This is a genomic window from Mycolicibacterium arseniciresistens (genome assembly GCF_030519285.1).
Lineage (GTDB): Bacteria > Actinomycetota > Actinomycetes > Mycobacteriales > Mycobacteriaceae > Mycobacterium > Mycobacterium arseniciresistens.
On record NZ_JAUMSQ010000028.1, the window covers coordinates 48,947 to 59,883 of the forward strand.

The 10,937-nt window shown below is 70.5% G+C and carries 10 protein-coding genes; 4 read left to right on the forward strand and 6 right to left on the reverse strand.

Annotation, left to right across the window (positions count from 1 at the left end):
* The first annotated feature begins 44 nt into the window (after window positions 1-44).
* Window positions 45-3,035, forward strand: coding sequence for a serine/threonine-protein kinase (locus Q2100_RS06970; protein WP_302913401.1), 2,991 nt, complete (start codon window positions 45-47; stop codon window positions 3,033-3,035).
* On the opposite strand, the gene Q2100_RS06975 is transcribed toward Q2100_RS06970, so the two are convergent.
* The 3 genes from Q2100_RS06975 to Q2100_RS06985 form a co-directional block, all read right to left on the reverse strand.
* A complete protein-coding gene (locus Q2100_RS06975) occupies window positions 3,028-3,636 on the reverse strand; it encodes an FHA domain-containing protein (RefSeq protein WP_302913402.1) in 609 nt (202 codons plus the stop codon). The genes Q2100_RS06970 and Q2100_RS06975 overlap by 8 nt on opposite strands.
* A 126-nt stretch (window positions 3,637-3,762) precedes the next feature.
* Window positions 3,763-4,740 carry a hypothetical protein gene (locus Q2100_RS06980; protein ID WP_302913403.1) on the reverse strand — a complete coding sequence of 326 codons (978 nt, stop codon included), beginning with the start codon at window positions 4,738-4,740 and terminating at the stop codon, window positions 3,763-3,765.
* A gap of 149 nt (window positions 4,741-4,889) precedes the next feature.
* Window positions 4,890-5,285 carry a hypothetical protein gene (locus Q2100_RS06985; protein ID WP_302913404.1) on the reverse strand — a complete coding sequence of 132 codons (396 nt, stop codon included), beginning with the start codon at window positions 5,283-5,285 and terminating at the stop codon, window positions 4,890-4,892.
* Window positions 5,286-5,377: 92 nt separating this feature from the next.
* Here Q2100_RS06985 and Q2100_RS06990 point away from each other — a divergent pair, with 92 nt between their 5' ends.
* Entirely contained in the window at window positions 5,378-6,148 is a 771-nt protein-coding gene (locus Q2100_RS06990; protein WP_302913405.1) for a response regulator transcription factor, read from the forward strand.
* Window positions 6,145-7,653, forward strand: coding sequence for a sensor histidine kinase (locus Q2100_RS06995; protein ID WP_302913406.1), 1,509 nt, complete (start codon window positions 6,145-6,147; stop codon window positions 7,651-7,653). Before Q2100_RS06990 ends, Q2100_RS06995 begins: the two co-directional genes overlap by 4 nt.
* 66 nt (window positions 7,654-7,719) lie before the next feature.
* Here Q2100_RS06995 and Q2100_RS07000 read toward each other — a convergent pair whose 3' ends face one another.
* The 3 genes from Q2100_RS07000 to Q2100_RS07010 all read right to left on the reverse strand — a co-directional run bounded on the left by Q2100_RS07000 (window position 7,720) and on the right by Q2100_RS07010 (window position 10,104).
* Window positions 7,720-8,013 carry a hypothetical protein gene (locus Q2100_RS07000; RefSeq protein WP_302913407.1) on the reverse strand — a complete coding sequence of 98 codons (294 nt, stop codon included), beginning with the start codon at window positions 8,011-8,013 and terminating at the stop codon, window positions 7,720-7,722.
* Between the two features lie 118 nt (window positions 8,014-8,131).
* On the reverse strand, window positions 8,132-8,893 hold the full coding sequence (locus Q2100_RS07005; protein WP_302913412.1) for an SDR family NAD(P)-dependent oxidoreductase: 762 nt from the start codon (window positions 8,891-8,893) through the stop codon (window positions 8,132-8,134).
* 5 nt (window positions 8,894-8,898) lie between these two features.
* Window positions 8,899-10,104, reverse strand: a complete 1,206-nt coding sequence (locus Q2100_RS07010) for an MFS transporter (RefSeq protein WP_302913408.1) — start codon at window positions 10,102-10,104, stop codon at window positions 8,899-8,901.
* An 85-nt stretch (window positions 10,105-10,189) separates the two neighbouring features.
* On the opposite strand from Q2100_RS07010, the gene Q2100_RS07015 reads away from it, so the two are divergent.
* On the forward strand, window positions 10,190-10,937 hold a 748-nt coding region (locus Q2100_RS07015; RefSeq protein WP_302913409.1), incomplete at its 3' end, for an ROK family transcriptional regulator.

Genomic DNA, 10,937 nt, shown 5'->3' on the forward strand with positions numbered 1-10,937 from the left:
GGTCAGGCGAAGGAAATCGGCATGTCACCGGAGGGCGGGACACCATGGCGGGCGGGATAGCGGCCGAGCTGGCGGCCGCCGGCTTCGGCGACGCGATCGAAGTGGGCCGGGGCGGCGGCGGGGTGGTCTACCGCTGCCACCAGAAGTCCCTCGGCCGCATCGTTGCCATCAAGGTGCTCGCCTCCGATCTCGACGACGACGACCGGGAGCGGTTCCTGCGCGAGGGCTATGCGATGGGAGCGCTGTCCGGGCACCCGAACATCGTCAACATCCTGCAGGTCGGCGTGACCGAGAGCAGCCGGCCGTTCATCGTGATGCCTTACCACTCACGGGGTTCGCTCGCGGAGCGGATACGCCGGGAGGGTCGCATCGCGTGGCCGGAGGCGCTGCGCATCGGGGTGAAACTGTCGGGGGCGCTGGAGACCGCGCACCGGACCGGGACACTGCACCGGGACATCAAACCCGCCAACGTGCTCGCCAACGACTACGGCGAACCGCAGCTCAGTGACTTCGGCACCGCCCGCATCACCGGCGGCTACAAGACCGTGACCGGCTATTTCACCGGCACTCTGTCCTACACCGCTCCCGAGGTGCTCGCCGGCAATCCGCCCACGGTCGCGGCCGACGTGTACTCCCTCGGCGCGACGCTCTACGCGCTGATCGCCGGGACGCCGCCGCACGAGCGCAAGGCCGACGAGGATCTGATCGCGCACTACCTGCGCATCACCTCGACGCCGGTGCCGGACCTGCGTCCGCAGGGCATCCCGGCCGACGTCTGCGCGGCCATCGAGAAGGCGATGTCGCGTGAACCGGGGGACCGCCAGGCATCGGCGGCGGAGTTCGGCCGCGAACTGCAACTGGCACAGGGGCACAACGGGTTGACCGCCGACCCGATGGCGCTCAGCGATGCCGGTGTCGCAGCGGAGCAGGAGGACGGCACGCAGGCGCTGCCGCTGCCGGAGCGCACCGGTGATCCGTCCGGCGCCGGTGCGCAGCCACCGGACGGCGGGCTGCCGCCCCCGGTCCCCGGCATGTTCGCCCACACCACGTCGATCAGCGGGTCGAGCCTGCCGTGGCAGGCCGCGCAGATCCCACCGAAGGTCCCCGAACCCCCGCGGGTGATGGAGTCCGATCCCGGCCCGCCCAGGCGCGACCGCAAGAGGCTGCTGATCGCCGGGGCGGCCGTCGTGGCGGTGCTGCTCCTGGTGGTCAGCGGCATCGTGATGGTCACCTCGTCGCGGGACACCGCCGAACCGACGGCGGCCGCGCCGAGTCGGCCGACCGCCGAGCCACCCCCCGTTTGGGAACCGGTCGCCGATGCGCGGGTCGCGCGCGACGCGGTCGCGGCCACCCAGGCCGACGGCACCATCTGGATCTTCGGCGGCGTCGGCGCGGACAACCGCGTCAGCGGCGGCCACGAGGGCTACGACCCCGCCATCGACAGCTGGAAGGGCGGCGAGGACCTGCCCGTCCCGGTCCAGCACGCGGCGGCGGTGACCTGGCAGCACACGCCGGTGGTGCTCGGCGGCTGGCGCAGCGAGGGCGCCGACGAGAAGATCGCCACCGACCGGGTGTGGCGGGTGGTCAACAGCCGCTGGGTGGAGCTTCCGCCGCTGCTGCAACCGCGTGCCGCAGCGGCGGCCGCGGTGGTCGGTGACCGCATCGTCGTCACCGGCGGGGTGGACGCCGGCGGCAGGCTGCTGAACACCACCGAGGTCTACGACGGCGGCTCATGGCGACCGGCCGCTCCCATGCCGACGCCCCGGCAGCTGCTCGGAGCGGCGTCGGACGGAAAGCTGATGTACGCGGCGGGCGGCACCACCGGCACCGCCGACCTGGCGGCGGTCGAGGCCTACGACCCGGTCGCGGACAGGTGGTCGGCCATGCCCGACCTGCCCCGGCCGCGCAGCGACTTCGGGGCTGCCGTCACCGACGCCCGGTTGGTGGCGGTCGGCGGCATGTCGCGCGGACAGGTCCTCAGAAGCGTTGCCGCCCTTGACCTCACCACCTCGACCTGGAGTGACCTGCCGGATCTCGGCACCGCGAGGCACGGTTCGGGGGTCGCGGCGGTGGGCCGGACCGTGTACGCGATCAGCGGGTCCACCGGTGCCGGCGACGATCAGGTCGTCTCGTCGGCCGAAGCGTTGCAGCTGGCGCCGCGCAGGCCCCAGCCCGCTGCGCAGTGGCGTGCGCTGCCCGACGCGCAGACCCCGCGGTTGATGATGGCGTCGACCGTGCTCGACGACGAGATATGGATCGCCGGCGGCATGCTGGGGCATTCGCAATCCCTCGACACCGTCGAGAGCTACGACCCGAAGACCGGTGCCTGGCAGAAGCATCCGCCGTTGCCGATACCCCTGCACCATGCGACGGCGGCGAACTTCCGCGGCGAGATGATCGTGATCGGCGGCGCCACCGACACCGTCGCCGAGGCGTCGAACAAGGTCTTCGCGCTGCGCGACGGCGCGTGGGTGGAACTGCCGAGCCTCGCATTCGCCCGCGCGGCGCCGTCGGCTGCCGTCGTCGACGACAAGCTCGTCGTCGTCGGTGGGCAGAACGACAAGAAGCTCGTCGCGGCGACCGAGGTCTTCGACGGGGAGTCCTGGACCACGGCCGCCGACCTGCCCACCCCGCGTGAACATCTCGCGGCGGTGTCGGACGGCACCTACGTCTACACGGTGGGCGGACGGGCGCTGACCGCCGACGAGAACTCCTCGGCCGTCGAACGATTCGACCCGGAGTCCGGGACGTGGGAGCGGTTGGCGGACATGCCGACTGCGCGCGGCAGCTACGGCGCGGCGCTGGTCGACGGCCGGATCGTCGCCGTCGGTGGCGAGGAACCGACGCGCGTGCTGGCCACCGTCGAGATCTACGACATCGACACCGGCAAGTGGTCCACCGTCGCGCCGATCAACACCCCGGTGCACGGCCAGGTGGTGGCCGCCGTCGGTTCCACCCTGTACTGCATCGGCGGCGCCGACCGGCCGACGCACGAAGGCCCGGTGGCGACGATCGAGGCGCTCGACTTCACGTAGCGCGCAATTGCGCGAGCGTGACGGCGCCGCGCCGCAGCGCCTCGTTGGCCAGCCGCACCCGCCGGTCACCCTCGGCGGGGACGGCGAACTTGTCGTAGAGATTCTGCAGGTGCTGTTTGACGGCCGCCTCGGAGACGAACAGTTCGCCGGCCATCTTCCGCACGGACGCCGGTTCCGGGAACGGGTCGTCGGAGACCAGCGGGCGGCACAACACCACGAGCACGTCGACCTCACGAGGGGTCAGCCGCGGCGGGACCTCGGCGGGCTGGGCCGTGACGGTCTCCTCGTCGAGGGCGCCGCCGGAATCCCTGACCTCCCAGAAGATCAACTTCGACTTCCCGATCCGCACCTCGTCCCCGGACCGCAGGACGCGTTCGGCGGTGATCTTCTCCCCGTTGAGGTGGGTCCCGTTGCGGCTGCCCAGGTCGCGGATCGACCACGCGAATCCGAGGTTCTCGAGGACGGCGTGCAGGCGCGACACGGTCTCGTCGTGTTCGAGCGCCACCACGTTGGTCGAGGACTTGCCGAGGGTCACCCGCTGGCCGGTCAGCGGGACGAGCTCCCGCCCCGACGGCCGGAGGACTTCCAGGTGCGACGACATGACGGTGGGAACCTCCTCTGCAGCAATCTTCGCCCACGGAGCCGCTCCTTGCGCGCAAACACGGCGGACGCGCGACCGCGGGCCGTCGGAGTTGCCCCCGACGACCCGCGGCTCGCCCACCTCAGATCATGCGCGCGGCGCGCGGTGGGTGGCTCTCCATGCCTGCGGGATCATCCGCTTGATCCTCGCCGACTCCAGGATCGGCGGCCACGGCCATTCGCTGTGGACGGCTCCGCGGGGCGCCTTCAGGAAGGCCAGTCCCAGCACCAGGCCGAAGATCAGGTGCCCGACCAGGGTGATGGTGAACGTGGCGGGATTCAGGTCGAACATCATCTCCTCGCCGCGCGGCGCCAGCACGACGGTGCCGATCAGTCCGCTCCACAGCGGGAACACCGACATCGCCACGAAGGCCAGCACCGCGTAGACGCTCTTCCAGCGGTCGATCCCCAGCGCGAACGCCGCGATGAAGAACGCGACACCCATGCCGCCACCGTCGCCGATGTAGCGCCACACGTAGCCGACCGCGGCACTGCCGTTGGTCTCCGGCTCTCCGGTGACGAACGAACCCATCACGGGAATGAAGTCACCCATCAGGTTCAGGACGTGCACCGCGAACAACCGCGCGGCGTCGTAGACGATGCAGGCGACCATGCCGGCGATCAGGCCGCGCCCGACCACCATGTCGATCCGGTGCGGTGCGAACGCGATGATCGCGCCGAGCACTGCCAGCAGCGCGATGATGACGATCGACGTCGTGCTCTGGTGGACCAGCCCGAACACCTCCACCGGGATCGCCAGGATCGGCATGGATGCCAGCAACAGCACGAACAACACCCGGGCGATGGCCCACTTGGTGGGCGGGCTCGGCTTGGTGGCCAGGTCGATGTAGCGCTGGCGGACGGTGTCCGAGACGGTGCCGATGATCTCGACCGGCCGCAGGCGCACGGTCTTGCCGTCGAAGCCGCTTACGGCCTTCGGCAGCGCCTTCAACGGCACGTCGGGGGACGGAACGTGGGTCGCGAGCGGCTTCACCGGAAGGTCGGCCGTGCGCATCCGCACGGTTTCGTCGTGGAAGGGACCGGGGGGTGTTGTCGCGAACATCATGCTTCCTTGTGCTCGTGCGGTGTACAGCAGGACGACATCCATCGTCGTGATGTCGTCGTGCCTGCGTAATCACCGCGGAGCCAGGATCCGGCGCCACCGGGGAAGGGTTTACTGTCCGCCGGGTAAGGGTCGCCGGGCGACGCCGACTGTCAGGCCAGGTGTTCGCGCATAGCGGCGGCGAGCCCGTCGCAGTCCGCCACGGTGACGGTGAGGCTGGGATGCCTGAGGCGTCCGGTGGGTTCGATGCCCGGGACCGGCGTCCGGAACTGCAGGCACACACCACGGTCGCCGTTGGTGGCGAAGGTGAGGCCCCGGTCGGCGATCGAGAGGTGTGCGGCGCCCGCCGTCTTGATGAACTGGTAGGGCCCGGTGACGGTGACGTCGGCGACGTTCTCGAGAGCCGTCTCCAGCCGCCAGGGCCCGAACCGGGCGGTGAGGCGGTCGGACCCGACGTCGACGCCGCATCGCGAAGGCCAGATGCCGAACGGCAGTGCCGCGATCCGGTAGCGCGGGTCGAAACGGAAGGCGAAGGACTGGTCTGCCACGGCGACCGCATACCCGCACCGGCCGATGCGCGCACATGTGAAATCTCTATGAGACGCGTGACCGGCCACGCGGCGCTCGCGAGAATGGTCGGATGACGTCTGTGCCGACCGACAGTGGTACCGGTCCACGCCGGCCCGTCCTCGGCCAGCTGCCGAAGATGTGCAGGCCCGACGGGTCACCCATCCGCGTCCTGCTGGTCGACGACGAGCGTGCGCTGACGAACCTGGTGCGGATGGCGCTGCAGTACGAGGGCTGGGCCATCGAGGTCGCCCACGACGCCGGCGAGGCGGTGGCCAAGTACCGCGAGCACAGTCCGGACATCCTGGTTCTGGACATCATGCTGCCGGACACCGACGGCTTCGGGGTGCTGCAGCAGATCCGGTCGTCGGGCACCTACACACCGATCCTCTTCCTCACCGCGCGGGACTCGGTGCGTGACAGGGTGACCGGGCTGACGGCCGGCGGCGACGACTACATGGTCAAGCCGTTCAGCCTCGAGGAGCTGGTCGCCCGGCTGCGGGGGCTGCTGCGGCGCAACGCCTACCTCACCCCGGATTCCGAGGAGCACCTCACTGTGGGCGATCTCGAGCTCGTCGGCACCAGCCGGGAGGTGTACCGGGCCGGCGTTCCGATTCCGCTGACGTCGACCGAATTCGAGCTGCTGCGCTACCTGATGCAGCATCCCCGGAAGGCACTGACCCGCAACGAGATCCTCCGCCGGGTGTGGGACTACGACTTCGGCGGCAAGTCGAGCGTCGTCGACCTGTACGTGTCGTACCTGCGCAAGAAGATCGACACCGGTCGGGACCCGATGATCCACACCGTGCGTGGGGTCGGCTATCTGCTGCGGCCCGCGGAATGAGACGCATCTGGCGGAGCTGGACCCTGCTGCGGCAACTCGTCGTCGGCGTCTCGCTGGTGGTGATGATCGCCGTGGCGACGATCGGGACGATGTCGGTGCTGACGCTGCGGGCCTCGGTGCTCGGGATCATCGACGGCCAGTTGTCCGGCGCCGCCGACAATTTCAGCAACGGCGTTACCAAATACCGCAGCACGCCGCTGCCGACGACGGGTGAGCTGCCGCCGCCGGGCACCACGAAGCCGCTGGCGAACTTCGTCGGCCAGGCGCCCGGGAACGTCATCGCGCTGATCCGCGGTGGCGAGGTCGTCGACTCGGCGTACTTCGTCGACGGCGAGGCGCGTCCGGTTCCCACCGACGCCGTGGAGGCCGTTGCCGACACGGCGCCCGACGGCGCCGAGCCGCGCAGCGTCGAACTGCCGGGCCTTGGCTGGTACCGGATGGCCAGCCGTCCCGGTGACGGCGGCGAGATCTTGGTGACCGGCGTGTCACGCACCCCGGCGTGGGAGGCGATGATCCGCGAGACGGCGATCGTCACCGTCCTCACCGTGCTCGCCCTGCTGGTCACGGCGGGCAGCACGGTCGCCATCGTCCGCTTCGCCCTGCGCCCGCTGCGCCGTGTCGCGGCGACCGCCGCCGAGGTGGCCCTGCTTCCCCTCGACCGGGACAACTACGCGATCACCCCGCGGGTGCCTGCCGGTGACACCGACCCGCGCACGGAGGTCGGCCTTGTCGGCGACACCTTGAACCGGCTGCTCGACCACGTCGAACGCGCGCTCGGCGACGTGGCCGCCTCGGACCGCCGGATGCGGCAGTTCATCACCGACGCCAGCCACGAACTGCGCACCCCACTGGCGGCGATCCAGGGCTATGCCGAGCTCACCCGGCAGGACAGTGCGGTGCTGCCCGAGACGACGGAGTACTCGCTGGCCCGCATCGAGGCCGAGGCGCTGCGGATGAACGCACTCGTGGCCGACCTGCTGCTGCTGGCCCGCCTCGACGAGGGACACGACCTCGACCGCACCGACGTCGACCTCGCCGACGTGGTGGTCGACGCCGTCAACGACGCCGCGGTGTCCGCGCCGACGCACCGCTGGGTGACCGACGTCGAGGGTCCCGTCGTCGTGCGCGGAGACCGCGCGCGACTGCACCAGTCGGTGGCCAACCTGCTTGCCAATGCGCGGGTGCACACCCCTGCCGGCACCACGGTCACCACCGGCCTCGCGGTCGGCGGGGACGGTGACGGGTCCGGGCACGTCGAGCTCACCGTCTCCGACGACGGGCCGGGCATCCCGGCCGATCTGCTGCCGCACCTGTTCGAGCGGTTCGTCCGGGCGGACAAGTCGCGCTCCCGGGAGGCCGGCAGCTTCGGCCTCGGCCTGTCCATCACCGCGTCGATCATCGAAGCCCACGACGGCTCGATCACGGCGGATTCCGGCGGCGGCACGACCACATTCCGTATTCGATTGCCGGTGCTGGTACCGGCGCAGGAATTGAAGCCCGTATAGAAAAAGAAATGCGAATTCATGGCACGGGAGTCCGTGCCATGAATTCGCATCGGTGCGCCGGAGAATTCAGCAGCTCGCGTTCACCACCACCGTCACCGCCATGTTCCGGGTGTCCGAGGGAGGCCCGACGTTGGGGCCGATGGCGGTCGGTCCCCTGCGCACGGAGTCGACCGTGCACTCGGACAGCGGAGCGGTACCACTGCGGTTGACCTGGACGCGATACCCGCTGCTCTGCAACGTTTCCACGGTCTGCTCGGCGTCCGACCACCCGGTCGGAGCGGCGGTGGCGGTCGCGGTGAGCGCCAGCGTCAGCGAGGCCATGGCGCCCGCGGTGATCGTGGCGACGGCGAATTTGTTCATTTCTCTGTTCCTCCGACTGATTGGTTGGAAAAGCTCCTGAAACCAATCTATGGAGGTGCGAGAGGATAACCCAGCAGCTCATAGGAAACGCATAAAGAATGGCTACCGGGGGTGAAGATCAGGTGATGGTGACGCCGCCGTCGACGACGATCGTCTGACCGGTCACGTACCCGCCGGCGGGCGAGGCGAGCCACACCAGCGTCGCGGCGAGTTCCGCCGGGTCGCCGACGCGCCCGAGGGCGGCCCGCTCGATGACGCTCTCGAGGTAGCCCGGCTTGTACTGGTCGGTCATCTCGGACTTGAAGAAGCCGGGCGCGATCGCGTTGACGCGGATGCCCTTGCGAAGGCCCCACTGCTGAGCCAGGTCCCGGGTGAGCCCGGAGATCGCGGCCTTGCTCGCGCTGTAGGCCGCCTGCGGCAGTCCCGCGGTGGTGATGCCCAGGATGCTCGAGATGTTGATCACCGAACTGCCCGGCTGCATCACCCGTCCGCAGGCCTGCGCCGCCCAGTAGGAGCCGTTGAGGTTGATGTCCACCACCGCGCGGAACTCGTCGGGCGTCTCGCGGGTGGCGGGCACCGCGGTGCCGACACCGGCGTTGTTCACCAGCACGTCGACGCGGCCGAACTCGGTCATCGCGGCGTCGACCATCGCCTGGCACTGTTCGGGGTCGACCACGTCGGTGGCGACGGTCAGTGCGCGGCGGCCCGTGCCGCGCACCAGTTCGGCGGTGTCGACCAGCTTCTCGACCCGGCGGGCGGCGAGCACCACGTCGGCGCCTGCCTCGGCGCACGCCCGGGCGAACGACACCCCGAGACCGGACGAGGCACCGGTGACGATGACGACCTTGTCGTCCAGGCGGAATGCGTCGAGTACGGACATGGGGGTCATTTGATCAAATGTCGCCCCAGCGCCACCGAGAGGGTCAGCACGACGAGGCCGGCGACGGCCATCGCGGCGCCTGCGGCGGCGGGCGCAGTGTAGCCGTAGCCGCCGGCGATCACCAGGCCGCCGACCCAGGCACCGGTGGCGTTGGCGATGTTCAGCGCGGAGTGGTTCAGCGCGGCGGCCAGGCTCTGCGCGCCGTGGGCGACGTCCATCAGCCGGGTCTGCAGTGCCGGGGCGACCGCGGACCCCGCGGCGCCGACCGCGAACAACCCGATCAAGGCGGTGACCGGGTGGTGGGCGGCCGCGACGAACAGCGCCAGCACCACGGCGAGCGTCCCGATCGAGGCGTAGAGCGCGCGGATCACCGACCGGTCGGCGGCCCAGCCGCCGACGAAGTTGCCGACCACCATGCCGAGTCCGAACATCATCAGCGCCAGCGGGACGAGTCCGCGGGACAGGCCGGCGACGTCGGTCATGGTGGTGGCGACGTAGGTGTAGACGGCGAACATGCCGCCGAAGCCGACCATGCCGATGAGCAGGGCGAGCCAGACCTGAACCCGGCGCAGCGCACCGAGCTCGGTCATCGGACTGGTGGCGTGCATGGATCGCAGTGTGGGCAGCCAGAACCACAGCGCCGTGACGGTCAGCGCGCCGATGCCGACGACGAGGGCGAAGGCAGCCCGCCAGCCGAGCCACTGGCCCAGCCAGGACGCCATCGGCACGCCGAGCACGGTGGCCAGGGTCAGGCCGGTCATCACGTGTGCGACCGCCTTGGCGCGGTTCTTCGGCCCCATCAGGTGGGCGGCGACCAGCGCCGCGATCCCGAAGAACGCCCCGTGCGGCAGGCCCGCGACGAAGCGGGCGGCCATCAGCGTGCCGTAGGTAGGGGCGACGACGGTGATGAGATTGCCGAGCGTGAACACCGTCATCAGGCCGAGCAGCAGCGTCCTGCGGTTCATCCGCGCGGTGAGCGCGGTGATCAGTGGTGCGCCGACCACGACGCCCAGCGCGTAGGCGGAGATGACGTGACCGGCGGTGGGTTCAGTGATGCCCAGGCTCGACGCCATGTCGGGCAGCAGGCCCATCGCGACGAACTCGGTGGTGCCGATGCCGAACCCGCCGAGCGCCAGCGCGAACACCGCGAGCCACCGCACGGCCGGGGCGGGCGCGACGACCGACAAAGGCCGATCCAGGGAAACCGTCATGCGGCCACGGTAACGAGACTTCTGCCCACTAGCCAATTGAATTAGGCACTTGAAAGACAAAAGTGGCCGAGGTTACGCTGCAACAGTGCCCGCACTGCGACTCGCCCCGGCGTCCGCCGGCGAGCTGTACGACCTGATCAGAACGCGGCGCGACGTCACGCGCGGCGAACTCGGTCAGCTGACGGGCCTCTCCCGCACGGCGGTGTCGGCCAGGGTGGCCGCCCTCGCCGCGCACGGCCTGGTCGACGAGCGGGAGCAGGCGCCCTCGACCGGTGGCCGCCCCGCGTCGTTCGTGTCGTTCAACGCCGATGCGGGCGTGGTGCTGTCGGCCGCGGTCGGGCGCAGCCGGGTCCGCCTCGCGGTGTGCAACCTTGCGGGCGACATGCTGGCCGTCGGCGACATCGACCAGGAGCCCGGCTGCCGGCCCGACGACCTGATGCCACTGGTCACCACGCGCCTCGACGCGCTGCTGCAAGAGTCCGGGCGGCGCGACGACGCCGTCTTCGGTGTCGGGCTGAGCCTGCCCGGCAGCATCGACGGCACGCGCGGCGCCAGCCTGGACTCGCCGATCATGACCGGGTGGGACGGCGTTCCGCTGGCGCCCTATTTCCGCGACCTCACCGCGGCGCCGGTGGTGATCGACAACGACGCCAACGCCATCGCGCTCGCCGAACGCCGCGGTGAGGGTCCGCTGATCGACGACCTGCTGGTGGTGAAGGCCTCGACGGGTCTGGGCGCGGGCATCATCGCCGGCGGCGCGCTGCTGCGGGGCGCCGCTCACGCGGCAGGGGAGTTCGGGCACAACAAGACGGCCGCGGCCGCGGGCGCGCCGT

Coding starts and splice junctions, on each gene's coding strand:
- Q2100_RS07010 (WP_302913408.1), bottom strand. CDS start 10,104: ATGACGGTTTCCCTGGATCGGCCTTTGTCGGTCGTCGCGCCCGCCCCG.
- Q2100_RS06990 (WP_302913405.1), top strand. CDS start 5,378: ATGACGTCTGTGCCGACCGACAGTGGTACCGGTCCACGCCGGCCCGTC.
- Q2100_RS06980 (WP_302913403.1), bottom strand. CDS start 4,740: ATGATGTTCGCGACAACACCCCCCGGTCCCTTCCACGACGAAACCGTG.
- Q2100_RS07005 (WP_302913412.1), bottom strand. CDS start 8,893: ATGTCCGTACTCGACGCATTCCGCCTGGACGACAAGGTCGTCATCGTC.
- Q2100_RS06995 (WP_302913406.1), top strand. CDS start 6,145: ATGAGACGCATCTGGCGGAGCTGGACCCTGCTGCGGCAACTCGTCGTC.
- Q2100_RS06975 (WP_302913402.1), bottom strand. CDS start 3,636: ATGTCGTCGCACCTGGAAGTCCTCCGGCCGTCGGGGCGGGAGCTCGTC.
- Q2100_RS07000 (WP_302913407.1), bottom strand. CDS start 8,013: ATGAACAAATTCGCCGTCGCCACGATCACCGCGGGCGCCATGGCCTCG.
- Q2100_RS06970 (WP_302913401.1), top strand. CDS start 45: ATGGCGGGCGGGATAGCGGCCGAGCTGGCGGCCGCCGGCTTCGGCGAC.